Below are 25,262 nucleotides of genomic sequence, written 5' to 3'. Positions count from 1 at the left end.
GATGAGCACAGTGACTCATGATCACGACACTGCGCATCATGGTGAACACCATCATCATGCGCCTTCAGGTTTAAAACGCTGGTTATATACCACTAACCACAAAGATATAGGTACCTTGTATTTGCTGTTTGCGCTGACGATGTTTTTTATCGGCGGCGCTATGGCAATGGTGATCCGTGCTGAGTTATTTCAGCCGGGTTTGCAGCTGGTGCAGGCTGATTTTTTTAACCAGATGACCACAGTACATGGCCTGATTATGGTGTTTGGCGCTGTGATGCCAGCTTTTACTGGTTTGGCTAACTGGTTGATTCCGATGATGATTGGTGCGCCTGATATGGCGTTGCCACGGATGAACAACTGGAGCTTCTGGATTTTGCCATTTGCTTTTGCCATTTTGCTGGCATCTTTGTTTATGGAAGGCGGCGGGCCTGGTTTTGGCTGGACTTTTTACGCACCTTTATCAACAAAATACAGTGGTGATAGCACGGCTTTGTTTGTGTTTTCAGTGCATATCATGGGTATTTCGTCGATTATGGGCGCAATTAACGTCATTGTGACCATTTTTAACCTGCGTGCTCCAGGCATGACCTGGATGAAAATGCCGTTGTTTGTCTGGACCTGGTTAATTACCGCTTATTTGCTGATAGCAGTGATGCCGGTGCTGGCTGGCACTGTCACTATGGTGCTGACCGACAAATATTTTGGCACCAGCTTTTTTGATGCCGCCGGTGGCGGTGACCCTGTGTTATTCCAGCATATTTTCTGGTTTTTTGGTCATCCCGAAGTGTACATCATGATTCTGCCTGCCTTTGGTATTGTCTCCAGCATAGTGCCTACTTTTGCCCGTAAGCCGCTGTTTGGTTACGCCTCTATGGTGTATGCCACTTCAAGTATTGCTTTGTTGTCGTTTTTAGTCTGGGCGCACCATATGTTCACCACCGGCATGCCGGTATTCGCTGAACTGTTTTTTATGTATTGCACCATGCTGATTGCAGTGCCAACAGGGGTCAAAGTGTTTAACTGGGTGGCCACTATGTGGAAAGGCGCCATGACCTTTGAAACACCGATGATGTTTGCGCTGGCCTTTATTGTGCTGTTTACCATAGGTGGTTTTTCCGGTTTGATGCTGGCTATTACTCCGGCGGACTTCCAGTACCACGACACTTATTTTGTGGTGGCGCATTTCCATTATGTGCTGGTAACAGGTGCCATCTTTTCCATTCTGGCTGCTGCTTATTATTGGTTGCCAAAATGGACAGGCCATATGTACGACGAAACCCTGGGGCAATGGCATTTCTGGTGTTCGCTGATTTCCGTCAATATGTTGTTTTTCCCGATGCATTTTGTCGGTTTGGCAGGTATGCCAAGACGGATCCCTGACTACGCACTGCAATTTGCTGATTTTAATGCTTTTATCAGCATTGGTGGTTTTGCCTTTGGCCTGTCCCAGCTGTTGTTTGTCTGGGTATTAGTGAAATGTATTAAAGGTGGCGAAAAAGCCACAAATCAGGTGTGGGAAGGCGCTGAAGGTTTGGAGTGGACTTTATCGTCACCACCGCCTTATCACAGTTTTACCACACCACCGGAAGTGAAATAGGAGCAGTCTGATGCAGCGGCAACCTGATCATCAACCTTTGATTAAACGTCTGTTGTTGGCAACTGCGCTGATGTTTGGTTTTGGTTTTGCGCTGGTGCCGCTGTATGACGTGTTTTGTGATTTAACCGGCATCAACGGCAAAACCAGCACTATGGCGGCCACTGCTGACAATGCAGTGGTAGACGGCAAAAGGACTGTCACTATTGAATTTCTGGCCAGGCCCAATGCCGATATGCCGTGGCTTTTTGCGCCACAAACGCAAAAAATCGTGGTACATCCCGGCGAAATCAAACTGGTGTATTACGAAGCGCAAAACCCAACAGCAAACACTATGACAGGGCAGGCGGTGCCTTCGGTGTCACCTGGTCAGGCCGCTTTGTACTTTAATAAGATGGAATGTTTTTGCTTTAACCAACAGGTTCTGACTGCAGGTCAGAAACTACTGATGCCATTACAATTTTATGTGGATCCCGCTCTGCCGGAGCAATTCAGCACCATTACTTTGTCTTACACGCTGTATGACATGACAAAACATGCACCTGCTGAAACAGTGGCAGCTCTGATCCCTACAGGGGGCAATGATGAGTAACGCTTACGAAAAATATTATGTACCTGAACAAAGCCCATGGCCCATAGTCGGCGCAGTGGCGCTTTTTATGATTGCTTTTGGTGCCGGCAACTTTGTGAATGAAGTAACCAAAAACAAAGAAGGTTATGGTGGTTATCTGCTGCTGGCCGGTGTGGTCGTGTTGTTGTTTATGCTGGTTGGCTGGTTTCGCAATGTCATTGATGAATCCATGCATGGTTTGTACAGCAAACAAATGGACAGGTCGTTCCGGCAGGGTATGAGCTGGTTCATTTTTTCTGAAGTGATGTTTTTTGGCGCTTTTTTTGGCGCTTTGTTTTACGCCCGGATGATAGCCATGCCATGGCTGGATGGTGCCAGTAATAATGCGATGACAGCACAGTTGTTGTGGCCGGATTTCAGCGCGCACTGGCCTATGACCAAAACACCGGGTGGCACTGAAACCACTGCTATGCCATGGCAAGGTTTGCCGTTATATAACACCCTGATCCTGCTGACCTCTTCGGTAACTTTGCACTTTGCCCATGTTGGGCTTGAGCAAGGCAAGCGGGTGCAGCTGAAGTTAATGCTGACACTAACTGTATTGCTTGGCGCGGCATTTCTTGCTTGTCAGGCTTATGAATATATCCACGCTTACCGTGACCTGGGTTTAAAACTCGATTCAGGCATTTATGGTAATACCTTTTTCCTGCTGACCGGTTTTCACGGCTTGCATGTGACCTTAGGTGCTATTTTCCTTTCAGTCATTTTGCTGCGTATTTTGCTGAAAAATCATTTCACCGCCCATAACCATTTTGCCTTTCAGGCGGCTGCCTGGTACTGGCATTTTGTCGATGTGGTCTGGTTATGTTTATTTGTGTTTGTATACGTTTTATAAGCAAAAAAGCTGGCCGCGTTATGTGGCCAGCTCTCTCGTTTGAGGAAGTTTGGGAACCCCAGGAAAGATAGGAAAGTTAATAAGGGCGTTGATGTGGGCTTATCCAGCCCATCGCCAGCGCCAGAATAAGCAGCGCCATCACAATGGCGGAAAATAACACGCGCCGGCCAAGATATTTTGACATGCTGACTTTATCCGGATCATTTTTCAGCATCAGCCATAAAGCGCGGAACAGGTTAAAAACGATAAAGAGCAGTAAAGCTATGAGTATCAGTTTGACCAGCATACAACCTCAGTTTGACGGAGATGCAGATGCAGATCCGCTTGTTTAATCAGATCTTTATACTGCGTTGGTGGTTAGTGCTGATTACTCTGGCCGCTTTTCTGCTGTTAATCAAGCTGGCCTGGTGGCAATGGCAAAGATCAGCCGAAAAAGAATTACAACTGCAGCAAATTTCCAGCTGGCAACAACAAGGGCCTTTATCCTGGTCTGATGCTTATCAAAAATCTTCCACTGAAATCGACGGTGCACCGCTGCAAGGTGTTGCACACTGGTTAGCGCCTTTTGTCTGGCTGATAGATAACCAAATCTGGCAAGGCAAGGCCGGTTACGACGTGTTAGTACCGGTACAGCTCAGTCACAACACGCCGGTGTTGCTGGTAAACCTCGGCTGGGTTGCCGCTCCGGCAGAGCGCAGCCAGCTGCCACAAATTAGCGTGCCCTCTGAATTTGTGCTGGATGGTGTGCTACGCACCAAAGTGGCCAGCTTGCGGCTTGGACAAAATCTGGAAGATAACGGCCACTGGCCTATGCGTTTGCAAACGATTGAGCCACAGACACTGGAAGCTCAGCTTGGTCATCCGCTGTTCAGTGGTGTGTTTTATCAACAACAAACCCCTTTTATTCATCATTACAAAGCCGTGGTACTGCCACCGGAAAAACACCGGGCTTATGCAGTGCAGTGGTTGTTATTGGCTATTGCTGTTGTCATTGTGGCAATGGCCGCCAGTTATCAGAAGGATGCCTGAATGCCAAAAAAGAAGTTTATCTGGTTGTTTGCGCTTTGTTGTCTGCTGCCTGTTGCGCTGGCACAACTGTTGTTAACTCAAGGTTGGTTTTCGGCGGGTGTTAACAGTAAAGGGCAGTGGCTCGCGGAAGAAGTGCAATTATTGCCGGCGGTACCGGCATCTGAGCCGCACTGGCGTTTGGTCTATCTGGCGCCAACGCCTTGTTTAAACGACTGTCAGCAGGCGCTCAGACTGATGACACAAATTCATACTGCGCTTGGCCGTAAACAACAACAGTTGACCTTGTGGGTGATTGGCTCAGAAGCGCCAGCTGATCTGCCGTCGCCATTGCAGTTTCAGCAAAGTGACAACAAAACTTTAGCTGCCGGTCAGCTGGTGTTGGTGGAACATCAGGGGTTGGCCTTGTTGCAATATGCCTTGCCACAGGATTTACAACAGCTGCCGTTAACAGGCAAAGCTGTGATGGCGGATTTGCAAAAGTTGATGAAATTTGACCGGGGGCCGGTATGAAAATATTAAGAATGCTGGTGAGTGCCGCCATAGTTCTGGCCATGCTGGTGATTATTCTTGGTGCTTATACCCGTTTAACCGATGCTGGCTTGGGTTGCCCCGACTGGCCAGGTTGTTATGGTTTTCTGAAAGTGCCGCAACACGAAACCCATGTGGCCTTGGCCGAAGCCAGATTTCCGGAGCGGCCGGTGGAAGCGCATAAAGCCTGGAATGAAATGGTGCATCGTTATTTTGCCGGCACCCTGGGTTTGTTCATTGCCACCATTTTTTTCCTGAGCTGGCGCTTGCAACAAAAAATTACGCTATTACCCACAGCCTTACTGGCCTTGGTGGTGTTTCAGGCCGCCCTTGGCATGTGGACAGTGACGCTGAATTTATTCCCGCTGGTGGTGATGGGGCATTTACTGGGCGGTTTTAGTTTGTTGGCGCTGTTGATGTTGTATCGCTGGCAGCTGTCAAAACAGTTAAGGCCAGTGCTGGCGGAATATCAGGCGCCTGCAACACTGGTGCGTGCTGGATGGTTGGTATTGCTGATTTTAGTGGGGCAAATTGCGCTGGGCGGCTGGACTTCAGCCAATTATGCCGCCATGGCTTGTGTGGAATTGCCTGTCTGCCACGCAGGCTGGCAACAACAACTGAATTTCTCTGAAGCTTTTGATTTACATCTGGGGCATGACAACTACGAGTTTGGTGTGATGAGTGCAGAAGCGCGGCAAACCATTCATATCAGCCACCGTATTGGCGCTGTGCTGACGCTGCTGGCTGTTGGCTGGTTTGCGCTGCGGTTATGGCAACAACGCCAGCACATTGGCATGGCCAGAATGCCGTTGCTGCTTGGCGCTTTATTGCTGCTGCAATTTAGTTTAGGGCTGGCCAATATCTGGTGGTTGTTGCCACTTGGCAATGCGGTGGCGCATAACTTTGTGGCCGCCAATCTGCTGATGGTGCTGACGCTGATTTGTGTGCGGTTACAACAACAAAGGAGGTCATGATGACCCAGATAAAAACGATGCAAAGAGTGGGTGGCTGGCAGTTGGTGTGGCGTGATTATTATCAGCTGACCAAACCCAAAGTAGTGGCGCTGCTGCTGTTAACGGCCTGGGTGGGCATGTTGCTGGCGCAACCGGGTTTGCCATCAGTTGATTTGTTGTTGTGTGGCACTTTGGGTATAGGTTTATTGTCGTCGGCAGCAGCGGCGCTGAACCATGTGCTGGATCAGCGTATTGACGCCCAAATGGCACGCACTCACCACAGGCCAGTGGCGCGTGGCCGTATCAGCGCTGAAAAAGCGGTGATTTTTTCCGGAGTGTTGGCGTTTAGTGGTTTTGTGTTGTTGTACAGTATGGTGAACCCGCTGACGGCATGGCTGACGCTGGCCAGCCTATTTGGTTATGCCGTGGTGTACACCCTGTATTTAAAAAGGGCAACACCACAGAATATTGTGATTGGCGGGCTGGCGGGTGCTATGCCACCGCTGCTTGGCTGGACCAGCATGACAGGTGAAATAGCAGCAGAACCTTTATTATTGGTGATGATTATTTTTGCCTGGACGCCGCCACATTTTTGGGCGCTGGCTATTCACAGACGCGACGATTATGCCAAAGTAAATATGCCGATGTTGCCTGTGACCCATGGCATTGAATTTACCAAAACCGCTATTTTCCTTTATACGCTGATTTTATTCCTGGTGTGTTTATTGCCTTATCTGATGGGCATGACAGGGGTGATTTATCTCGCCGGCACTGTGGTATTAAACCTATGGTTTATGGCTTGGGCCTGGCAGCTGAAATTTCATGCCAAAGCAGATACTGCCATCAAAACATTCAGGTTTTCCATTGTGCACCTGATGTTGTTATTCTTGCTGCTGATGGTTGACCATTATTTAAAATGGACAGCTTTTTAACCGTTTTTCATCGGTAGTGCAGAGACAGGGAAATTGTGGTGAAGATGCAAAAAATTGTTGTGGCTTTATTGTTGTTGCTGGTGATGTTGGCCGGTGTGTTCAGTTACCGGCATTTGCAACTAAGCGCAGAGCCGGCTTCGGCTTTGGTGTATCCAAAAGCCCGGGATTTACAAGAGTTTAAGTTAAGCAGCCATTCGGGAAAAACGTTGGGTCGCCAGGATTTACGCGGTCAGTGGACTCTGGCTTTTGTCGGTTACACTTATTGCCCTGATATTTGCCCGATGACCATGGCCACTTTGTCCGGCGCTTATGCCCAGTTACAGCAGATGTTACCGGCGCAACACAAACTGGCAATCTGGTTTATTTCCGCCGATCCACAACGCGACACAATCAGTCAGCTGAATAGTTATGTCGGCTATTTCCAGCAACCTGCTATTACAGGGGTCACTGCAGGCCATGATCAGCTGTTTCCTTTTGTACGGGATTTAAGCCTGATGTACGCCATCAGCAGCACCACTGAGCCGGATTATCTGGTGGATCACAGCGCTTCTATAGTGCTGATTAACCCCGATGCACAGTTGGTGGCTGTGTTTAAACCTGAATTAGCAGCAGGTAAGGTGCCGCTGGTCAGCAAGGCCATGTTATTGGCTGACTTCCCGCTGGTGCTGGCAAAACTGAAATAATGCAGAGCATTATTTAGTAAAAACAAAGTTTTACTGAATAAAGACCCAGGGCTGGGAGAACCAGTAAAAATAACCTTTTTTAGTTAAACTCGGTGCAGTGCAGTTGTATCTGTTGTGGTTGAGTTTCAGTGGCGAGTTGGCTTTGGCCACAAAAGTGCTGTCGTTCAGCCACTTCAGCGGTATCGCTTCACCATTAAAAAAACAGCTCAGCTGCGCCGTTTTAAAGTCTTTGGCATCCACTGATAACTTCAGGCTTGGTGGGTTGGTTTTGCTGACCGGATCGGCGCCGCTGTAATCTGTCACCGGCAAAGCCAGTGTTTTTAACTTAGGCCCGAAGTGTTTAAGCGCAGCAAACTGACTGGATGAGGGGTAACGTGGAATACGGGTCAGAGAAACACCAGGGCCCACAGCGCCAGACTGCTGGCCAATACCAATAAAACCCAGCTCCGTCACTAAAGCTTCCAGCTCGGCGCTAAAATCGCCATAAGGGTAAGCCAGCCATTGGCGGCGTACGCCAAGTTTTTCTTCAAGTTGTTGTTCTGCAAGAAGAATGTCGGTTTTTACCCTTTGGCGCCATTGGGTTTTGCTTTCGCCTTTATTGGGCACTGCCAGTCTGTGGTGATAAGAGCTGTGGTTGGCAATAATTACCCCTTCGTGATGCATGGTCTGGATTTGCTGCCAGCTCAGCACCGGACCTTCTTTGCGGTCTATTAAAGCCGGGCCTAAAAACATGGTATAGGGGTAACCAAACTCCCGCAAAATAGGGCGGGCGTTGCTGAAGACATTTTCAAAACCATCGTCAAAGGTAATGGCCACTTCATTGTCGGCCAAAGGTTCACCGGCTTTAAGCTGGTTGATAAAGCGCTCCAGGCTCACCACTTTCATTTTTTGCTCTTTCAGCAGCTGCATCTGCTGGCGGAATTCAGCGGGTGTCACGCTGGTGGTTTTTGGTGTGTTGCTGGCCACATGATGGTATTGCAGAATAATAGCGGCCTGCGCTGTTGTGCTGGTAAGTGCTGTGATGGTGAGCACTGTGGTGAGTATAAAACTCAAGGCAGACAAAAAACGCATCAACAGATCCTTAAAACTATTAGTCCGCGGGCAAAATGCCCATACGACGCAGCATCAGCAGTAAATAACACACAAAAGTAATGATAAAACTGCATAACCACAACAGAATCACAGTTTGCAATAACCAGAGTGGTTCAGCCGGTAACAGCAGAAATATCAGGAAAAGCAGCCAAAAACTGGCCATTCCCCAGATAAAACAACGGCCGCACTGGGCAGCCGTTGGTAGTTTTAACCGCACGCTCATGGGCGGCGCTTAATAATAAGAATGTTCGCCACGCTGGTGGTCTGTGACATCCCTAACGCCTGCCAGCTCACCGCTAAAACGGTTCAGCAGCTCTTTTTCGATACCTTCTTTTAAGGTTAAATCCACCTGAGAACAACCGTTACAGCCACCGCCAAATTGCAGCACTGCCACACCTTCTTCGGTCAATTCAACAACAGATACCCTGCCGCCATGGTTGGCCAACTGCGGGTTAATCTCAGCGTCGATGACGTATTGCACTCTTTCTTTGAGCGGCGCGTTGTCATTGACCTTGCGTACTTTGGCGTTCGGCGCTTTTAACGTCAGCTGTGAACCCATCTGATCGGTGACAAAATCAATTTCAGCGTCCACTAAAAAAGGTTTGCTGTCAGCATCAATCACCGCAGAAAAACCGCTAAAAGCGACTTTTAAATCGGATTCTTCCACTGCATCAACAGGGCAATAAGACACACCACATTCCGCCTGCGCCGTGCCAGGATTGACAACAAACACCCGGATATTGGTGCCGGCTGCCTGCTTTTCCAACAACTTAACAAAGTGCGCTTGCGCAGCTTCTGAAATATGAATCATTGCTTAGTACCTGACTAAATTACTAGGTTAATGGCTATGATACTCCTTGGCCGCAGCCCTGCCAACCCCGCTTGAGCAATCCCAATCTTTATTGTTAAGGTGGAGCTTAAGTAACAGGAGTTGTGATGAATAAATTCACCTTATTGGCTGCAGCCTTAACTTTAACCGGTGGTAGCGTAGCAACCGGCTTTGCTGCAAATAACCCGTCTCATGCAGACAACATGGTGCCGGCACCGGCACCGGCGCAGGTTTTGGGTTTTGCGCCCGGTCAGTGGCATGCCCGCCATGACCAAATTGAACGTTATTTCCGTGAACTGGCGGCAAGCCAGCCACAACGGGCGCAGTTGCAGGAAATTGGCCGCACCCATGAACAAAGGCCGTTGTTACAGCTGGTGGTGAGCTCTGAAGCCAATATGGCAAAGCTGGAAGACATCAGACGTCAACATCTGGCCGTGGCCAAAGGTGAACAGAAAGCAGATCCAAAGCTACCCCTGGTGATCTGGCTTGGTTACAGCATTCACGGTAATGAGCCAAGTGGCGCCAATGCCGCTATGCAGCTGGCGCATTACCTGCTGAGCAGTGACAGCGCCGAAGTAAAACAATGGCTGGCGCAGGCTGTTATTTTGATCCAGCCCAGTTTAAATCCGGACGGTCATGACCGTTTTGCCAACTGGGCTAATATGCATCAGGGTTTAAATGCGGTGGCCGATCCACAACACCGTGAGCATGTCGAACCCTGGCCCAACGGCAGGCCCAATCATTATTGGTTTGACTTAAACCGTGACTGGCTGCCGCTGCAGCACCCGGAAAGCCGGGCCCGAATTGCCCAGTTCCACCATTGGTTGCCACAGGTGCTGGGAGATTTCCATGAAATGGGTACCAACAGCAGTTATTTTTTCCAGCCTGGTATTCCAAGCCGCAACAACCCGGCAACTCCGGATGAAAACTATAAACTGACAGCTTTGCTGGCGCAGTACCACGCCAAAGCCTTTGATGATAAAGGCAAGTTGTATTACACCGAAGAGAGTTTTGACGACTTTTATATCGGTAAAGGTTCTACTTACCCGGATGTACATGGTTCAGTCGGCATTTTGTTTGAACAAGCCAGTAGCCGCGGCCATTTACAGGACAGCATTAACGGTCCTTTAAGTTTTGCCACGACCATTGAAAATCAATTTTTGACGTCTTTATCAACGTTAAGAGGTGCTGTTGCCCACAAAGCAGAGTTACAACAATGGCAGCAGCAGTTTTTCCGTGATAGCCAAGCTTTGGCGGCGGACGACGCCGTGCAGGGGTATTTGCTGACTGAAAGCGCCGACCAGAGCAGGTTGCAGGATTTATTGGCGCTGTTGGCGCAACACCAAATTAAAGCTTATGCCTTAACCGAAGATGTCAGTCAGGGCGAACAACAATTTCCGGCAGGCCAGAGTTATTTTGTGCCATTAAAACAAAGCCAATACAGGTTGTTAAAAGCGGCATTCAGTACCGAAACTAATTTCCGGGACAATACCTTTTATGATGTGTCGGCCTGGACTTTGCCTTATGCCTATAACATCAGCTTTGCCAGCAGTCGTAAAGTGCCTTCAGCATTAAGCAAAACAGCTTGGCAGCGCACAGAAGCTGCCGCTGCACCTGTCACGGCCGGAGCTTACGCTTATGCAATCCGCTGGCAGGATCAACGTGCTCCTGTACTGGTACAGCAGTTATTGGCAAAAGGTTTACAGCTCAGAGCTGCCACCAAAGCCTTCAGCGCGCAAACCGCAACTGGTGTTCAGCAGTTTGCGGCAGGAACAGTGCTGGTACCGGCCGGTTTGCAACAAGGTGACTGGTTCAGCCTGTTGCAACAGGCACAGCAACAGCAGGGCTTGCAGTTGGAGACTATTGGATCAGGCCTGACGCCTATGGGGCAGGATTTGGGCAGTAATCAGATGGTGCCACTGCAGTTACCTAAAGTGTTAGTGATGGCAGGGCCTGGCATTAACTCCAGTGAAGCAGGGGAGCTGTGGTTTAATCTGGAGCGGCTGGCAGGGGTATCGCCAAGTCTGGTGGAACCAACAAGGCTTGGCCAGATAGATTTAAGCCGCTATAGCCATATTTTATTGCCTGATGGCAAATATCAAAGCTGGAAAGAAACCGACATTGCCAAACTGGAAAGTTGGATCAAAGCCGGTGGGGTGTTATGGGCGCAAAAATCGGCTTTGGAGTTTGTTGCCAAACAGGGTTGGCTTGCCACTACAGTTGCCAATAAAGATGAACTGAAACAACTGGTGAAACTTGATGAGCTTCGTTACAACGACAAAGAAAAACTGGCCGGGCAACAACGGATTGCCGGAGCCATTTTTCAGCTGGAACTCGATTTAAGCCATCCGCTGAGTTTTGGTTTACCCAGAGCTGAATTGCCGGTGTTTAAAAATGATTTGATGTTGTTAAAAGCGGCCGGCAAAGAATTTGTCACTGTAGGCACTTACCGCAGTGGCAAACAGCTGGCGGGTTTTGTTGCGCCGGAACTTGCGGGGCAAATCAGTGAAAGTCCGGCCTTGCTGGCTCAGACTCTGGGTAAAGGCCGGGTGATCTCTATGGTGGATAATCCGGTGTTCCGTGGTTATTTTACCGGCTCCAGCCGTATTCTGGTTAATGCGCTTTATTTTGCTAAAGCTTTTGATTCGGCATCCGGCGACGATGACGGCGCAGCTGAATAACGACGTTGTCTTTTGGCGGAAGTCACAGCCAGAGTCCAGACATCCACGGTCTGGACTCCCTGTTTTTTTAACAACAAAGTCAGCTGATTGACAGTGGCGCCAGTGGTGATCACATCATCCACCAGTAGCAGATGTTGTGGTAGCCTGTTGTTTGGCAGCAAACTAAACTGGCGGCGCAGATTGGCATTACGCTGCGCGCGGCTTAAACCCACCTGATGTTTAATGCCTTTTTTGCTGGCAAAAAGCGCTAATAACGGCAGTTGTAATGCAGCAGCCAAAGCGTGTGCCAGTTGTTCAGCCTGATTAAATCCACGCTCTTTTAACCTTGTTTTGCTGATGGGCACATAACAAACAGCGGCATCGGGCGGCGGCAGATAACCTGCAGCCGCTGCCGCCAGTTGCTGGCAGAGCAAAGCGCCACAAGCCAGATCCTGGTTAAACTTCCAGGCAACAATCCAGTGTGACCAGGGGTTCTGATACCAGCTCAGGCTGTATAAAGCATCAAAATAGCGTGGTTTGAGGCCGCGGGACACTTGCGGTAACAACAAAGCGTTGTCCAAAGGCACTGCAGGCGACAAGCGAGGCAACGCCGGGTTACAATACTGGCAGATCTGTGCCTGCGCTTGTTGTACCGGCAGCTGACACCAAAGGCAGCTGTTGGGCAGCAGAAAATGCAGACACTGATGCAATAAAGGCACAAAATTCGGCATAAATTCACAAAAAATAAACATTTGGTATCACTATGGCAGTTCAGCCACAAAGAGGCAAACCCACCCTGGTGCTGCTGCACGGCTGGGGTTTAAATCATGCCGTCTGGCAGCAGATCATTCCTTTTTTCCAGCAGAATTATCAGGTGCTGACGCCTGATCTGCCGGGTTTTGGTCTGAATCAACAGTGCCCCAGCCCTTATACCCTGAGTGCTGTAGCAGCTCAGTTGGCACCACAAATTCCGTCGCAAAGCCTGGTGCTTGGCTGGTCTTTGGGCGGGCTTATTGCTACCCGGCTGGCGCTTGATTTCCCTGACAAAGTAAAAGCCCTGGCACTGGTGGCCAGCTCCCCATGCTTTTTGGCCAAGGCTGGCTGGCCAGGCATGGAAGAGCGGGTATTAAGTCAATTTGCCACATCCTTGTCCAAAGATCTGGCGCTGACAGTCGAGCGTTTTTTGGCGATCCAGGCGCTTGGCAGCGAAACAGCACGACAGGATATCAAAACATTAAAACAGGCCGTATTAAGCCTGCCATTACCACAGGCTGAAGCGTTGGCCGGTGGTCTGCAGTTGCTGGCTCATCATGATTTAAGAGCTGAGCTGGCAGAACTGCGTATGCCGCTGGCTGGTTGTTTTGGGCGGCTTGATTCGCTGGTGCCTGTATCTATGCTGGAGTTATTCCGGCAGTTGTGCCCGGCAGCAGACATAACGGTATTGCCAAAAGCGTCGCATGCACCTTTTATTTCGCATCAAACCGAGTTTGTGCAATGGTTGCAACACTGGGCCGAAAAAGCAGCATAAAACAAAGTTTCAACAGCAGTTGTCAGCATTGAGCAACACAGGCATCCGCGCTGGCGGCAAATATTTGCCGCTTTTTCCGGCTTAAGCTTGAGTATCAAGCTTAACTTGATTAGAATTTAATCAAATTCGCTAAATGCCGGAGATCTACCATGGACATACAATCTGCTTTTGCTTCAGGCACACAAGGTCTGCAGAGTGCGTCTTATGGCATAACCGAAGCCACAGTGAATATCAACCGTGAAACCACCAACCAACAACGGCTGTTAAATGCCCGTGAAGATGTTGCTGTGCAACAGGCCAGTGCAGACCGTGTCACTTTAAGTTCTGAATCGCAAGTGCCAAGCCTGACCCAAAGTCTGGTGCAACTGAATACAGAACAAATTAATGCAGAAGCCAATGTACGTTCTATTCAGACGGCTGATGAAGTGCTTGGTTCTGTTATCGACATCCGGGTCTGAGTAATACAAGATGATTATCACCCCTCCGGCTTTTACCAACATTAATCCTTATCCCGGCAATCCTGCCGTAGATTTGGCGCGCCGGGAGAACTTAAAACGCGACATCATCGAGCCTGTGACTCAGGCCGAACGTGGTGCCGCCGAAAAAGGTGTTATTTCTGAAGATAAAAGCCGTAATCACAACACAACAAATGGTCACACCTACAGCGATGAAATTAAAAACCGTGGCACTGAGCTCAAACAAGCTATTGAAGGCCGGGGTGAAGAAAGTTCAGGTCGTGAACAAAATGGTGAAGGCGGTGGTAATAACCAAAACAATAGCCAGGGTAATTCACAAGACGGCTCAGCTGAGGAAAAACGTCAACAAGCCGCCGAACAACGTGAAATTGCCGAACTGAAAAAGCGTGACGCTGAAGTTAAAGCACACGAACAAGCCCATGCTTCTGTCGGCGGTCAATTGGCCGGCAGCCCAAGTTACAGTTATCAGACAGGCCCCGATGGTCAAAAATATGCTGTAGGCGGCGAAGTTAATATCGATTTAGCCGAAGTGCCTGGCGACCCACAAGCGACCATTATTAAAATGCAGCAAGTGAAAGCTGCGGCTCTGGCGCCAGCTGACCCTTCAGGTGCCGATCAGCAAATTGCCGCTGAAGCCAGCAGGCGGATTGTTGAAGCCCAGATTGAACTTGCCCAGGAGCTGTTGCCGCTAAACGACCCGCCGGCTTCTGACGGTGATTATGATGCTACAGCGGCTTTTGCCGAAATGACTGGCCGGGTAGATTTCAAAGACGAAGAGGCAACTGCTGGTTTAGTGTCTGACGATAACTTCAATACAACCAGCAAGCAGCAACAAGGCGACGCAGCAGCAGAACAAGACAAAGAGGAAAAATTCAGCCGCTACACAGCACCGGAAACCCGCTCTTTTACCAGAGACCCTGTGATGCAGTTGCGTAGTGATGTGATTGCCGGTTTTTATGCCCGCGCCACTATGCCTGCCGAAAGACCTTTGTTACAAAGCATCTGATAATCACCTTTGACTGTTCAGCCGCCAAAGGACAATTCCAAAAATAAAAACGCCGTCAGCAAGACGGCGTTTTTATTGTCGGTTTAAAACCTCTGCCAGAGCAGGTAGTTTTTTTACCTGATGTAGACGCTGGTTAGTCTAAAAATGTGAAATTTAATCACAGTCTTAGCAGCATCTGAATCAACCCAAAACCATTATTATTTTTTCAGCTTGGCAAGGGCAGCGGCAAAAGCGTTGCCCATAGCGGCATTGCCGTTATCCACAGTTTTGGCAGCTTTTGGTGCTGCTTTGTGAGAACCGCCAGAGCCATTAGCTTTGCTGTTGTCTTTGGCCATACCACGGGCTTGTGGTTGTTCATCCATCCGCATAGTCAAAGCAATACGTTTACGGTCAGCTTCTACTTCCAGCACTTTTACCTTCACAATGTCACCGGCTTTAACCACCTGATGTGGGTCGCTGACAAATTTGTCGGTTAAAGAGGAAATATGCACCAAACCGTCCTGATGTACACCGATATCCACAAAAGCACCAAAGTTAGTGACGTTGGTAATCACACCTTCCAGTAACATGCCCGGTGTTAAATCTGACAGTTTTTCCACCCCATCTTTAAAGTTGGCGGTTTTAAACTCAGGGCGCGGGTCGCGGCCAGGTTTATCCAGTTCTTTTAAAATATCGCTGATGGTTGGAATACCAAAATGTTCATCGGCAAATTCGGCTGGGTTAATGCTTTTTAAGAAACTGCTGTTGCCAATAATTTCAGGCACTGATTTTTGGTGTTTGCTGACAATTTTTTCCACCAGAGGATAAGCTTCCGGATGCACAGAGGAAGCATCCAGCGGGTTCACACCATTGCTGATGCGTAAAAAACCAGCGGCCTGTTCATAGGCTTTAGGACCAAGACGCGGCACTTTTAATAAATCTTTACGCTGCATAAAACGGCCATTGCTGTCGCGGTACAACACAATATTTTGTGCCAGTGTTTTATTGAGCCCTGCAACCCTTGCCAGCAGCGGCACCGAGGCGGTATTTAAATCTACCCCAACGGCGTTTACACAGTCTTCCACCACAGCATCCAGTGATTTAGTCAGCAGGCTCTGGTTCACATCGTGCTGATATTGGCCAACACCAATAGCTTTAGGTTCAATTTTTACCAGCTCAGCCAATGGGTCCTGTAAACGGCGGCCAATTGAAACGGCGCCACGTAACGACACGTCTAAATCAGGGAATTCCAGCGCAGCCAGCTCAGAAGCGGAATACACAGAAGCACCGGCTTCCGACACCATCACTTTAGTCAGGCGCATTTCCGGCAGCATTTTTATCACGTCGCCGGCCAGCTTGTCGGTTTCGCGTGAAGCTGTGCCGTTGCCAATGGCAATCAGTTCAACTTTAAATTGTTTGCAATAAGCGGCCAGGGTTTTCACCGACTTGTCCCACAAGTTTTGTGGTGCATGCGGGAATACAGTGCTGTTGGCCACCAGCTTGCCGGTTTCATCCACTACTATCACTTTTACGCCGGTACGAAGACCAGGGTCCAGGCCCAGAGTTGCACGCATACCAGCAGGGGCTGCCATTAATAGGTCTTTCATATTACGGGCAAAAACGGCGATAGCTTCAACTTCGGCTTTTTCGCGTAATTCACCCAGCAAGTCATTTTCCAGTTGCAGATGTAACTTCACCTTCCAGGTCCACTGCACCACGGTACGCATAAAAGCGTCACCGGCCCGGTTTTGCTGGCGCAGGTTAAAATGGCTGGCAATCATTTGTTCGCAATTAGCGTGCGCGTTTTCTTCATCAGCGTCGGGTTGCAATTGCAGGTTCAGCACACCTTCGTTGCGGCCGCGGAACATCGCCAGAGCGCGGTGGGAAGGTACGTTTTTCCAGGCTTCATTGTGAGAAAAATAATCGCGGAATTTTGCGCCTTCAGTTTCTTTACCAGGCACCATGCTGCTTTTCAGCACTGCATGTTGTGCTAAATGACGGCGTAATTTGGCAAGCAAATCAGCATCTTCAGCAAAACGTTCCATCAGAATATATTTAGCGCCATCCAGCACAGCTTTAATGTCGGCAAAACCGGCTTCGCTGTTGATATAAGCTTGCGCTGCAGATTCAGGTGCCAGATTTGGGTCGGCTAACAAGGCATCAGCCAGAGGCAACAAACCTGCTTCAATCGCAATTTGCCCTTTGGTGCGGCGTTTGGCTTTATAAGGCAGGTACAAATCTTCTAAACGGGTTTTGTTGTCGGCGGCCAGAATGTCTTTTTCCAGCTCTGGTGTTAGTTTGCCTTGTTCCTGAATGGTTTTTAAAATCACCAGACGACGCTCTTCCAGCTCACGCAAATAAGTTAACCGCTGATCCAGCAAACGTAATTGGGTATCATCCAGCCCGCCTGTCACTTCTTTACGGTAACGGGCAATAAAAGGCACAGTTGCGCCTTCATCTAACAAGGCAATAGCAGCGGCAACCTGTTCAGCACGTGCGGAAATTTCCAGAGCGATTTGTTTGACAATCAATGACATATTCTTATATTCCTCAAAGCCTGCAGCGGCAATTAATGCCAGTCGGCTGGATAACAACGCAGATGGCGGGTATTGTCTATCTTCAGCGACAAAAAATCCAATGTTGTTGCCTGCACTGAGGCAGAGCTGACAATTTTTCCGGTTAACAACAGATAAGAGCAGCAAGTGGCAAGAGCACAAGTGATTCATCAGGTAAAAACCAAGCTGGTCACCCGCGAGGGTTACAACGCATTAAAAGCGGAGCATGATCATCTTTGGTTAAAAAAACGGCCTGAAGTGACCCGTATTGTCAGCTGGGCAGCCAGTTTGGGCGACCGCTCAGAGAACGCAGATTATACCTTTAACAAAAGGCTGCTTCGGCAAATAGATAGTCGAATCAGGTATTTACGTAAGCGTCTGGATGATTTAAAAATAGTCGATTTTGCGCCTGAACAAGAAGGCAAAGTGTTTTTTGGCGCCTGGGTTGAAATTGAAGATGACACAGGTGCCAGCCTGAAATTTCGGATTGTCGGGCCTGATGAAATTTATGGCCGCAAAGATTACATCTCGATTGACGCGCCAATGGCCCGTGCTTTGTTAAAAAAACAGGTGGATGATGCTTTTGTGGTGCAAACACCGGCTGGTGCCAAAGAGTGGACTGTAAGCCATATTTTTTACCCCAAAGCGGGTAGTGAAGTGTTACCGGATTGGGCCGGTCGTTCGCTGGACGAACTGGAAGCATCAGAGCTTGATGATGAAGAAGAGGCAGCGCCCGAATAGTGTTTTGTGAACACCAGACATACATCAGACAAACAGCAGCCCAGGCCTATCAGCTGAGCTGCTGTTGTTTGCCAGACAGATTACAAAAAGCAAATGCAGCTTAATTTAGCCGCTCCAGCAACAAGGCAATGCCCTGACCACCGCCAATACACATAGTTACCAGCGCAAACTGGCCGTTGATACGCTCCAGTTCATGTAATGCCTTGATAATTAAAATAGAACCTGTGGCACCCACCGGATGCCCCAATGCAATAGCACCGCCATTGGGGTTCACTTTGCTGTTATCAAAACCCAAAGTACGACTGACCGCTATCGCCTGGGCGGCAAAAGCTTCGTTCGATTCAATGACGTCTAAATCTGCCACCGACAAACCGGTTTTTTGCAGCAGTTGTTGTACTGCTGGTATAGGGCCAAGCCCCATCAGCTCCGGTGCTACACCGGCAAATTTATAACCTCTGAGCCTGGCTCTGGCTTTCAGGCCATGACTGTCGGCAAACTGACGGGTACTGAGTACCAAAGCGGCAGCTCCATCGTTCAGACCAGAGCTGTTGCCTGCTGTCACCACACCTTCTTTAGCAAAAGCCGGTTTGAGCGCCGCCAGACTCAAAAGGCAGGTATCAGAGCGCGGATGTTCGTCCTGATCAAATACAAAACTGGATTTACCGCTTGTGACAGTCACAGGTTCGATTTGACTGGCAAAATAACCGGCATTAATTGCCGCAGTGGCACGCTGTTGGCTTTGCAGCGCAAATTCATCCAGTTCTTGCCGGCTGATTTGATACTGAGCTGCAATATGTTCTGCCGTTAAACCCATATGACCACTGCCAAAAGGGTCAGTCAGAATGCCTAAAGTTAAATCGGTCAGGGGCGCAGCGCCCATGCGTAAACCAGTACGAATGCCAGGCAGCAGATAAGCACCACGGCTCATCGACTCGGCGCCACCGGCCAGTGCCAGCTGACTGTCGCCCAGCATTAACATCTGAGCTGCTGAAATCACCGACTGCACGGCCGAGCCACAAAGCCGGTTCACGTTCATCGCGGCTGAACTTTGGGCTAAACCGGCATTTAACGCTATATGGCGTGCCAGATAAGCATCCTGTGGTGCAGTGGTAATAATATGGCCAAACACAGCGTGGTCGATAGCGGTAGCGTCCACTCCTGCTTTATCGATAGCGGCTTTGGCAGCAAAAGTGCCAAGTTCGGCCGGGCTCAAACCGGACAGGCTGCCGCCAAAACTGCCAATGGCGGTGCGGGCGCAACCAAGGATCAGAATATCTTTTATGGCCGTCATTTTAAGACTCCGGCTGCTGTGGTGCTGATGGAGTGACGGGCAGCGGCCAGCCGGTTTTCAGATGTAAATCCCGTTGTGGATAAGGGAAGCTGATGCCATGTTTTTTAAATTGATGCCAGATGGCTCTGTTAATATCGGATTTGACGGCGCCGCGGCCATTTTCTAAATCGGCTATCCAGACTCTGAGCTGCAAATGAATACCGTTGTCAGCAAAGTTCAGCAGGCGGATGGTGGGTTCAGGATCTTTCAGTACACGGGGCGAAGCAAAAGCACATTCCAGCATGAACGCCATGGCTTGTTCCGGATCGTCGTTGTAACTCACTTGTACGTCGATATCCAGCCGCACATTGGGGTCGGCGTAACTCCAGTTAGTCACTTCGTTAATAATCAAATGTTCATTTGGAATAAGCGAATCCACACCCTGACGGTTCCTGAGTACCACATAACGGGCATTCAGTTGTTCCACCCGGCCAAAATTTTCCCCCACTGTAATAAGATCTCCCGGCTTTACGCTGCGGTCCAGTACCAGAATAAAACCACTGATAAAATTCGACGCTATACGCTGTAAACCCAACCCCAGACCAACACCCAAAGCACCACCAAACACGGCCAGCGAACTCATACTGATGCCGGCGGCGTTTAGCGCCACTAAAAAGGCCACTGTCACCAGAAAAAACTTACTGAATTTGACTAAACCCACCTGCATGCTGGGGCTGATGTTGCGCGACTTTTTTACCCTCTGATTAATAATTTCCGCCAACCACAACGAAATGGTAAAGGCGGCTGTAACCAACATGATCAGTTCCAGCACCATCAATAAAGAAATGCGGGTAGAACCTATGGTCAGGGCTATCTGATCGATTAAAGCGCGGGTGGCGGGCAACCAGCCGACTAAATGCAACACCAGCACCAGCCAGATCAGAGTGGAAATAAGAGGTTCCAGCGTTTTTAGCAAAGGGCTCGACAAAAAAGCTTTACGCAGCATATACACCAGTAGCCTGATAGCACCAAGTGCCAACGCAAAAGGTTGCAGCAACTGTAAAACTGCGGCCTTAAAGTCAAAATTCAGCATCACTTCAGCGGCCAGCCACAAAAAAAACGCCATAAAAAACGGGAAAAAAATCCGTTGTGAACTGCGGATGGCGACATGGCGCAAATGACTGCGGCCATCGTCAATCAGCCGTTGTTGTAGCAAATGATTCAGCCACCAGCCGCAGGCGGTCAGCACTGCGATAATGCCAAGTTGCAGCAGAAAATTAGGTTGGGACAAAAAGCCCTGAGTGTTTTGCCAAAGTTTGTCGAAGAAGTTCATTATCAGGTGTCATTCAAAAAGCAGAAAACTGTCGTTACCTTAGCAAAAATACCAGCTTAAATCTGCTGTTAAAATACCGCTGTGGGCAGCTTGTTCAGCCGATTTTCAGCAATAACAGCTAGATTCAACACACAAACTCAAATGGAGCCTGTGATGAAAAAACTGCTGTTTATGATGTTATTGCTGCCGATAGCGGCCAAGGCAGCAGACCGGGAAGAGGTATATCAACAATGTCTGTTACAACATGCAGCTAAAGCCCAGCTGCCCGAAGTGTGGCACTGGGTAAAAAAATCCTGTCATCAGCTGCACCGTGAATTGGTGGTGATGCCCGACAAAAAAGCCTTTCATCAATGTGTGTTGCAGCATTTACCCGCGGTGGAGCTGGCAGAAGTGGTGCCGGATGTAGTGCATGCCTGTGCCAATCAACATAATTTCAGAAAATAAAATTTATTTTAAATCATGTGCTTAATAAAATTTTGTCAGATTTTATTTGTTGTCATCTACGTGTAACAAAAATCTGCTAGCTGATTTGCCGGGCAGTTGGCTATAGTCAGAACACAGACCAAGCCAGAGGGTAGCAAGATGAAGAAAAATACACTGTTAGTTGGCGTGGCGACTTTGGCACTTTTGCTTACCGGTTGCAGCACGCTTGATCAAAATTATGCTTATGTCGTTGACCAGGAACAGGTAAACAAAGCGGAAAATTCACAACGTCAGCATCGCCAGGTAGCGCATGTGGTGTGGGTGAATCCACCGCTGAAAAAAGTCAGCAGTGCCGATCTGCCAAAACCCTGACGGCTCCGGCCTTATCAGAAACGATTTGTAACACCAAAACCCGCAATGTGTTTTCGACCTTGCGGGTTTTTCGTTTATAGTGAGAAAAAACCGCATCCAAGGTAACTCACTATGCAGACTCAGGAAACGACCAAAATTCTGGTGGTTGATGATGACATGAGATTACGTTCTTTATTGGAACGTTATCTGGTGGAACAAGGTTATATCGTCCGCACTTCAGCCAATTTTGAACAAATGACCCGGTTGATGGAAAGGGAAAATTTCCATTTATTGGTGCTGGATTTAATGTTGCCTGGCGAAGACGGTTTGTCGATTTGCCGTAAATTGCGCCAACAGGAAAACGAAATTCCTATCATTATGCTGACCGCCAAAGGCGACGAAGTGGATCGCATTATTGGCCTTGAAATGGGCGCTGATGATTATCTGCCCAAACCTTTTAACCCACGTGAATTGCTGGCACGTATCCGCGCTGTGCTGCGCCGTAAATCAAAAGAACTGCCTGGCGCACCCACTCAGGAAGAAACCATGGTCAAGTTCGGACCTTTTAGCTTTAACCTGGCGACTCGTGAAATGCGCCGTGGTGACGAGCTGATGCCGCTGACCAGCGGTGAATTTGCGGTGCTTAAAGTGCTGGTCAGTCATGCCCGCGAACCTTTGTCGCGCGACAAGCTGATGAATATGGCGCGTGGTCGTGATTATTCGGCGATGGAGCGGAGTATTGATGTGCAGGTGTCCAGACTGCGTCGTATGATTGAAGACGATCCGACCAATCCACGTTATATCCAGACGGTCTGGGGTTTGGGTTATGTGTTTGTGCCAGATGGTGTTGCCAGCTAAATGAGACTGTTGCCGCGCAGTGCCTTTGGTAAAACGGTATTTTTGATTGGTTTTTTATTGTTGATCAATCAGCTGGTGTCGTATTTTCTGGTGGCTGTTTATGTAATTCAACCCAGCCTGCAACAAACTAACCATTTAATTGCCAAGCAAATTAAAGTGGTTTTTATCGATGTGGGTCACACTAATCCAACCTTGTCGGCTGAAATTACCGAACGTTTCCAGCAAGCCACCGGCATTGAGGTTTATCGGCAGCATGAGGCCATGTTGCATGGCCTTGCCGACGCCACTTATTACCAGTACATCTCGGATCAAATGTCACGTGAACTGGGTGGCCCGGCCGAAGTACGCATTGAACAAAGTTTAAGTTTTGCTTTTTGGGTGCGTCCGCCTCAGGCACCGGACTATTGGGTACGCATTCCGCTGAGTGGCCTCAATGAAACCGACTTTAAACCGCTGCAGATTTATATTCTGTTGATTGGCTTTTTAAGTGTGGCCGGCGGCTGGTGGTTTGCGCGGCAGCTGAACAGGCCTTTGCAGGGTTTACAACAAGCGGCGCTCAGAGTGGGTCGTGGTGATATTCCAGAGCCTTTGCCTGAAGTGGGTTCCAGCGAAATTATTGCGGTAACCCGCGCTTTTAATCACATGGCCAAAGGCATTAAACAGCTGGAAAAAGACCGGGCTTTATTAATGGCCGGGGTTTCCCACGATTTACGCACACCGCTGACCCGCATCCGGCTTGCCAGTGAAATGATGAGTGAACCGGACAGTTGGATTAGGGATGGCATCGCCAATGACATCGACGATATGAACGCCATTATCGACCAGTTTATTGATTACATCCGCCACCACAAAGAAGAGTCGCTCACTGAAGAAGATTTAAATCTGCTGGTCAGTGAACAAATCAGTGCCGAACGTTTGCAGCAACGGGATATTCAAACCGAACTGGCGGTGAATTTACCGCTGGTACCGCTTAGGCGTATTGCCATTAAAAGGGTGCTGACCAACCTGATTGAAAACGCTTTTAAATATTCCGACGGCGCCATTGAAGTTCGTACCGGTTTTGAAAAAGGGAGCCAGCGGGTTTATGTGCAGGTGCGCGACCACGGCCCAGGCATTCCGGAAGCACAAATGGCGCAGATGTTTGAGCCTTTTACTCAGGGCGACAGCGCCCGGGGCAGCGCAGGGTCTGGTTTGGGTTTGGCTATTATCAAAAAAATTGTGGATATGCACAGAGGTGAAATCACCTTACATAACCATGCTTTTGGTGGTTTAGTGGCGACTGTGTATTTGCCGCTGAAAAACAAAGCCGGCAGCACTAAAAACTGATATTGCTGAATTACAGACATAAAAAAATCCGCCAATTGGCGGATTTTTTTATTAAAGCCGGTTACCCGGCTTTACAAGCTTATTAAGCTTTTGGACCTGCATTGCGAATGGCTTCAGAAACGTCGTATTTCTTGAAGTTATTGGCAAATTCAGCGGCCAGTTTGGCAGCGAATTGGTCGTATTGTGTTTTGTCAGCCCAGGTATCACGTGGATTTAACAGCTTGCTGTCAACACCAGGAATAGCAACAGGTACGTTCAGGTTCAGCTGTGGCAGGTGGATAGTTTCCACTGTCGCCAGCTCGCCCGATACGATAGCGTCAATAATGGCGCGGGTGGTCGGGATGTCAAAACGTTTACCTACACCGTGTGGACCGCCGGTCCAGCCAGTGTTTACCAGGTACACTTTACTGCCAAATTCACGGACACGTTTGATTAAAAGCTCAGCGTAAACGCCGGCCGGACGTGGGAAGAATGGGGCACCAAAACAAGTAGAGAAGGTGGATTCAATGGCAGCAGTAGAACCAATTTCAGTTGAACCTACTTTGGCAGTGTAACCACTTAAGAAGTGATAAGCTGCTGCTTCTTCTGACAACACAGAAACCGGTGGTAATACACCAGAAACGTCACAAGTCAGGAACACCACAGCACGGGGTTCACCGGCGCGGTTAGCCAGCACACGTTTTTCCACATGGGCTAACGGGTAAGCGGCGCGGCTGTTTTGTGTCAGGCTGGCGTCTTTGTAGTCTGGCGTGCGGTTAGCGTCCAGTACCACGTTTTCCAGAATGGTGCCAAAACGGATGGCATCCCAAATTACAGGTTCGTTTTTCTTCGACAGGTCGATACATTTAGCGTAACAACCACCTTCGATATTAAATACGCTGCCTGGTGCCCAACCATGTTCGTCGTCGCCAATCAGGTTGCGTTTTGGATCTGCAGATAAAGTTGTTTTACCAGTGCCTGACAAACCAAAGAATAAAGTGGTATCGCCATCGTCACCGACGTTGGCTGAACAGTGCATTGGTAATACACCTTTGGCCGGTAACAGGAAGTTCTGCACAGAGAACATGGCTTTTTTCATTTCACCGGCATAACGCATGCCTGCTAACAGCACTTTGCGGTCAGCAAAGTTGATCATCACAGTACCGTCTGAGTTGGTACCGTCACGGGCCGGATCACAAACAAAACCTGGTACGTTCAGAATTTGCCATTGGGCTTTGTTGGCGGCATTCCAGTGGGCTGGCGTAATAAACAGGTTTTTGGCAAACACGTGTTGCCATGCAGTTTCAGTGGTTACTACTACTGGCAGGTAATGTTCCGGATCTGCACCAACTTCCAGGTGAGACACAAAGTGTTCACGGTCGGAAATATAATGTGCTGCTTTGTCCCACAAAGCGTTAAATACTTCAGCTGCAACTGGCTGATTCACGTTACCCCACTGAATATCTTGTTCAGTGGTCGCTTCCTTCACGATATAACGATCTTTTGGTGAACGACCGGTGCGAACACCTGTTTTCACGACTAAAGCGCCGTTATCGGCCAAAATTCCTTCCTGACGGCGAATGGCGTGTTCGACCAGATCGGCCACAGTTAAATCGACGTGACGAACAGTTTGAGCGGTCATTATCAGCTGACTCCTTGGGGGTACAGAGT

At 48.9% G+C, this 25,262-nt stretch carries 25 protein-coding genes; 17 read left to right on the top strand and 8 right to left on the bottom strand.

Translation table 11 applies throughout. From position 1 onward, the window contains the following. Position 1: 1 nt before the first annotated feature. From ctaD to RCH83_RS04150, 3 genes are read left to right on the top strand one after another with little or no spacing between them, the layout of a single operon-like run. Positions 2-1,597 (top strand): cytochrome c oxidase subunit I, encoded by a 1,596-nt coding sequence (gene ctaD, locus RCH83_RS04160; RefSeq protein ID WP_306519326.1) that lies wholly within the window; start codon positions 2-4, stop codon positions 1,595-1,597. A 10-nt stretch (positions 1,598-1,607) separates the two neighbouring features. Continuing rightward, the gene (locus tag RCH83_RS04155; RefSeq protein ID WP_306519324.1) at positions 1,608-2,186 is read left to right on the top strand and encodes a cytochrome c oxidase assembly protein; all 579 of its coding nucleotides are present in this window, start codon (positions 1,608-1,610) and stop codon (positions 2,184-2,186) included. Then, positions 2,179-3,060 (top strand): cytochrome c oxidase subunit 3, encoded by an 882-nt coding sequence (locus RCH83_RS04150; RefSeq protein WP_306519322.1) that lies wholly within the window; start codon positions 2,179-2,181, stop codon positions 3,058-3,060. The genes RCH83_RS04155 and RCH83_RS04150 overlap by 8 nt, the downstream gene beginning before the upstream one ends. Positions 3,061-3,136: 76 nt before the next feature. Here RCH83_RS04150 and RCH83_RS04145 read toward each other — a convergent pair whose 3' ends face one another. Further along, on the bottom strand, positions 3,137-3,346 hold the full coding sequence (locus tag RCH83_RS04145; protein WP_306519320.1) for a DUF2909 domain-containing protein: 210 nt from the start codon (positions 3,344-3,346) through the stop codon (positions 3,137-3,139). Positions 3,347-3,372: 26 nt separating this feature from the next. Between RCH83_RS04145 and RCH83_RS04140 the strand changes: the two genes are divergently transcribed. From RCH83_RS04140 to RCH83_RS04120, 5 genes are read left to right on the top strand one after another with little or no spacing between them, the layout of a single operon-like run. Then, on the top strand, positions 3,373-4,089 hold the full coding sequence (locus RCH83_RS04140) for an SURF1 family protein (RefSeq protein ID WP_306519318.1): 717 nt from the start codon (positions 3,373-3,375) through the stop codon (positions 4,087-4,089). Next, positions 4,090-4,599 (top strand): hypothetical protein, encoded by a 510-nt coding sequence (locus tag RCH83_RS04135; protein ID WP_306519316.1) that lies wholly within the window; start codon positions 4,090-4,092, stop codon positions 4,597-4,599. Beyond that, positions 4,596-5,591 (top strand): heme A synthase, encoded by a 996-nt coding sequence (locus tag RCH83_RS04130; protein ID WP_306519314.1) that lies wholly within the window; start codon positions 4,596-4,598, stop codon positions 5,589-5,591. Before RCH83_RS04135 ends, RCH83_RS04130 begins: the two co-directional genes overlap by 4 nt. 8 nt (positions 5,592-5,599) lie before the next feature. Continuing rightward, the gene (gene cyoE / locus RCH83_RS04125; protein ID WP_373689741.1) at positions 5,600-6,502 is read left to right on the top strand and encodes a heme o synthase; all 903 of its coding nucleotides are present in this window, start codon (positions 5,600-5,602) and stop codon (positions 6,500-6,502) included. Between the two features lie 44 nt (positions 6,503-6,546). Further along, complete coding sequence (locus RCH83_RS04120) at positions 6,547-7,185, top strand: SCO family protein (protein WP_306519312.1); 639 nt, start codon at positions 6,547-6,549, stop codon at positions 7,183-7,185. Positions 7,186-7,215: 30 nt separating this feature from the next. Here RCH83_RS04120 and RCH83_RS04115 read toward each other — a convergent pair whose 3' ends face one another. Together RCH83_RS04115 and nfuA are read right to left on the bottom strand one after the other, a co-directional pair. After that, positions 7,216-8,256, bottom strand: coding sequence for a polysaccharide deacetylase family protein (locus tag RCH83_RS04115; protein ID WP_306519310.1), 1,041 nt, complete (start codon positions 8,254-8,256; stop codon positions 7,216-7,218). Between the two features lie 253 nt (positions 8,257-8,509). After that, positions 8,510-9,088 (bottom strand): Fe-S biogenesis protein NfuA, encoded by a 579-nt coding sequence (nfuA, locus tag RCH83_RS04110; RefSeq protein WP_306519308.1) that lies wholly within the window; start codon positions 9,086-9,088, stop codon positions 8,510-8,512. A gap of 125 nt (positions 9,089-9,213) precedes the next feature. On the opposite strand from nfuA, the gene RCH83_RS04105 reads away from it, so the two are divergent. Next, positions 9,214-11,787 carry a M14 metallopeptidase family protein gene (locus tag RCH83_RS04105; protein WP_306519306.1) on the top strand — a complete coding sequence of 858 codons (2,574 nt, stop codon included), beginning with the start codon at positions 9,214-9,216 and terminating at the stop codon, positions 11,785-11,787. Here the strand turns inward: RCH83_RS04105 and RCH83_RS04100 are convergent. Beyond that, a complete protein-coding gene (locus RCH83_RS04100; protein ID WP_306519304.1) occupies positions 11,730-12,518 on the bottom strand; it encodes a ComF family protein in 789 nt (262 codons plus the stop codon). The two genes, RCH83_RS04105 and RCH83_RS04100, sit on opposite strands and share 58 nt — an antisense overlap. Before the next feature lie 11 nt (positions 12,519-12,529). On the opposite strand from RCH83_RS04100, the gene bioH reads away from it, so the two are divergent. From bioH to RCH83_RS04085, 3 genes are all read left to right on the top strand, one after another. Further along, the gene (gene bioH / locus RCH83_RS04095; protein WP_306519302.1) at positions 12,530-13,294 is read left to right on the top strand and encodes a pimeloyl-ACP methyl ester esterase BioH; all 765 of its coding nucleotides are present in this window, start codon (positions 12,530-12,532) and stop codon (positions 13,292-13,294) included. Between the two features lie 149 nt (positions 13,295-13,443). Then, positions 13,444-13,752, top strand: a complete 309-nt coding sequence (locus tag RCH83_RS04090) for an excinuclease ATPase subunit (protein ID WP_306519300.1) — start codon at positions 13,444-13,446, stop codon at positions 13,750-13,752. Positions 13,753-13,762: 10 nt separating this feature from the next. Next, complete coding sequence (locus tag RCH83_RS04085) at positions 13,763-14,776, top strand: putative metalloprotease CJM1_0395 family protein (protein WP_306519298.1); 1,014 nt, start codon at positions 13,763-13,765, stop codon at positions 14,774-14,776. A gap of 197 nt (positions 14,777-14,973) precedes the next feature. Here RCH83_RS04085 and RCH83_RS04080 read toward each other — a convergent pair whose 3' ends face one another. Next, a complete protein-coding gene (locus RCH83_RS04080; protein WP_306519296.1) occupies positions 14,974-17,292 on the bottom strand; it encodes a Tex family protein in 2,319 nt (772 codons plus the stop codon). 165 nt (positions 17,293-17,457) lie between these two features. Here RCH83_RS04080 and greB point away from each other — a divergent pair, with 165 nt between their 5' ends. After that, positions 17,458-18,051, top strand: coding sequence for a transcription elongation factor GreB (greB, locus tag RCH83_RS04075; protein ID WP_373689738.1), 594 nt, complete (start codon positions 17,458-17,460; stop codon positions 18,049-18,051). Positions 18,052-18,151: 100 nt separating this feature from the next. On the opposite strand, the gene bktB is transcribed toward greB, so the two are convergent. Next, complete coding sequence (gene bktB / locus RCH83_RS04070) at positions 18,152-19,342, bottom strand: beta-ketothiolase BktB (RefSeq protein ID WP_306519294.1); 1,191 nt, start codon at positions 19,340-19,342, stop codon at positions 18,152-18,154. A gap of 1 nt (position 19,343) precedes the next feature. Continuing rightward, a complete protein-coding gene (locus RCH83_RS04065) occupies positions 19,344-20,654 on the bottom strand; it encodes a mechanosensitive ion channel family protein (RefSeq protein WP_306519292.1) in 1,311 nt (436 codons plus the stop codon). A 153-nt stretch (positions 20,655-20,807) separates the two neighbouring features. On the opposite strand from RCH83_RS04065, the gene RCH83_RS04060 reads away from it, so the two are divergent. The 4 genes from RCH83_RS04060 to envZ all read left to right on the top strand — a co-directional run bounded on the left by RCH83_RS04060 (position 20,808) and on the right by envZ (position 23,612). Continuing rightward, positions 20,808-21,098, top strand: a complete 291-nt coding sequence (locus tag RCH83_RS04060; RefSeq protein WP_306519290.1) for a VF_A0006 family four-cysteine protein — start codon at positions 20,808-20,810, stop codon at positions 21,096-21,098. Between the two features lie 138 nt (positions 21,099-21,236). After that, positions 21,237-21,449 (top strand): hypothetical protein, encoded by a 213-nt coding sequence (locus RCH83_RS04055; RefSeq protein ID WP_306519288.1) that lies wholly within the window; start codon positions 21,237-21,239, stop codon positions 21,447-21,449. Positions 21,450-21,560: 111 nt separating this feature from the next. Next, a complete protein-coding gene (ompR, locus tag RCH83_RS04050) occupies positions 21,561-22,286 on the top strand; it encodes a two-component system response regulator OmpR (protein ID WP_306519286.1) in 726 nt (241 codons plus the stop codon). Continuing rightward, positions 22,287-23,612, top strand: coding sequence for a two-component system sensor histidine kinase EnvZ (envZ, locus tag RCH83_RS04045; RefSeq protein WP_306519284.1), 1,326 nt, complete (start codon positions 22,287-22,289; stop codon positions 23,610-23,612). An 82-nt stretch (positions 23,613-23,694) separates the two neighbouring features. On the opposite strand, the gene RCH83_RS04040 is transcribed toward envZ, so the two are convergent. Then, positions 23,695-25,233: a phosphoenolpyruvate carboxykinase gene (locus tag RCH83_RS04040; RefSeq protein ID WP_306519282.1), complete on the bottom strand. Its 1,539-nt coding sequence runs from the start codon at positions 25,231-25,233 to the stop codon at positions 23,695-23,697. Positions 25,234-25,262: the final 29 nt, after the last annotated feature.

Source organism: Rheinheimera sp. (assembly GCF_030824435.1).
Lineage (GTDB): Bacteria > Pseudomonadota > Gammaproteobacteria > Enterobacterales > Alteromonadaceae > Pararheinheimera.
The sequence above is the reverse complement of the archived record's forward strand: the minus strand, read 5'-3'. Positions and strand labels throughout refer to the sequence as shown.

What these genes read in the sequence shown, in the direction of transcription:
- ctaD (WP_306519326.1), top strand. Translation starts at nt 2, where the DNA reads ATGAGCACAGTGACTCATGATCACGACACTGCGCATCATGGTGAACAC.
- RCH83_RS04155 (WP_306519324.1), top strand. Translation starts at nt 1,608, where the DNA reads ATGCAGCGGCAACCTGATCATCAACCTTTGATTAAACGTCTGTTGTTG.
- RCH83_RS04150 (WP_306519322.1), top strand. Translation starts at nt 2,179, where the DNA reads ATGAGTAACGCTTACGAAAAATATTATGTACCTGAACAAAGCCCATGG.
- RCH83_RS04145 (WP_306519320.1), bottom strand. Translation starts at nt 3,346, where the DNA reads ATGCTGGTCAAACTGATACTCATAGCTTTACTGCTCTTTATCGTTTTT.
- RCH83_RS04140 (WP_306519318.1), top strand. Translation starts at nt 3,373, where the DNA reads ATGCAGATCCGCTTGTTTAATCAGATCTTTATACTGCGTTGGTGGTTA.
- RCH83_RS04135 (WP_306519316.1), top strand. Translation starts at nt 4,090, where the DNA reads ATGCCAAAAAAGAAGTTTATCTGGTTGTTTGCGCTTTGTTGTCTGCTG.
- RCH83_RS04130 (WP_306519314.1), top strand. Translation starts at nt 4,596, where the DNA reads ATGAAAATATTAAGAATGCTGGTGAGTGCCGCCATAGTTCTGGCCATG.
- RCH83_RS04120 (WP_306519312.1), top strand. Translation starts at nt 6,547, where the DNA reads ATGCAAAAAATTGTTGTGGCTTTATTGTTGTTGCTGGTGATGTTGGCC.
- RCH83_RS04115 (WP_306519310.1), bottom strand. Translation starts at nt 8,256, where the DNA reads ATGCGTTTTTTGTCTGCCTTGAGTTTTATACTCACCACAGTGCTCACC.
- nfuA (WP_306519308.1), bottom strand. Translation starts at nt 9,088, where the DNA reads ATGATTCATATTTCAGAAGCTGCGCAAGCGCACTTTGTTAAGTTGTTG.
- RCH83_RS04105 (WP_306519306.1), top strand. Translation starts at nt 9,214, where the DNA reads ATGAATAAATTCACCTTATTGGCTGCAGCCTTAACTTTAACCGGTGGT.
- RCH83_RS04100 (WP_306519304.1), bottom strand. Translation starts at nt 12,518, where the DNA reads ATGTTTATTTTTTGTGAATTTATGCCGAATTTTGTGCCTTTATTGCAT.
- bioH (WP_306519302.1), top strand. Translation starts at nt 12,530, where the DNA reads ATGGCAGTTCAGCCACAAAGAGGCAAACCCACCCTGGTGCTGCTGCAC.
- RCH83_RS04090 (WP_306519300.1), top strand. Translation starts at nt 13,444, where the DNA reads ATGGACATACAATCTGCTTTTGCTTCAGGCACACAAGGTCTGCAGAGT.
- RCH83_RS04085 (WP_306519298.1), top strand. Translation starts at nt 13,763, where the DNA reads ATGATTATCACCCCTCCGGCTTTTACCAACATTAATCCTTATCCCGGC.
- RCH83_RS04080 (WP_306519296.1), bottom strand. Translation starts at nt 17,292, where the DNA reads ATGTCATTGATTGTCAAACAAATCGCTCTGGAAATTTCCGCACGTGCT.
- bktB (WP_306519294.1), bottom strand. Translation starts at nt 19,342, where the DNA reads ATGACGGCCATAAAAGATATTCTGATCCTTGGTTGCGCCCGCACCGCC.
- RCH83_RS04065 (WP_306519292.1), bottom strand. Translation starts at nt 20,654, where the DNA reads ATGAACTTCTTCGACAAACTTTGGCAAAACACTCAGGGCTTTTTGTCC.
- RCH83_RS04060 (WP_306519290.1), top strand. Translation starts at nt 20,808, where the DNA reads ATGAAAAAACTGCTGTTTATGATGTTATTGCTGCCGATAGCGGCCAAG.
- RCH83_RS04055 (WP_306519288.1), top strand. Translation starts at nt 21,237, where the DNA reads ATGAAGAAAAATACACTGTTAGTTGGCGTGGCGACTTTGGCACTTTTG.
- ompR (WP_306519286.1), top strand. Translation starts at nt 21,561, where the DNA reads ATGCAGACTCAGGAAACGACCAAAATTCTGGTGGTTGATGATGACATG.
- envZ (WP_306519284.1), top strand. Translation starts at nt 22,287, where the DNA reads ATGAGACTGTTGCCGCGCAGTGCCTTTGGTAAAACGGTATTTTTGATT.
- RCH83_RS04040 (WP_306519282.1), bottom strand. Translation starts at nt 25,233, where the DNA reads ATGACCGCTCAAACTGTTCGTCACGTCGATTTAACTGTGGCCGATCTG.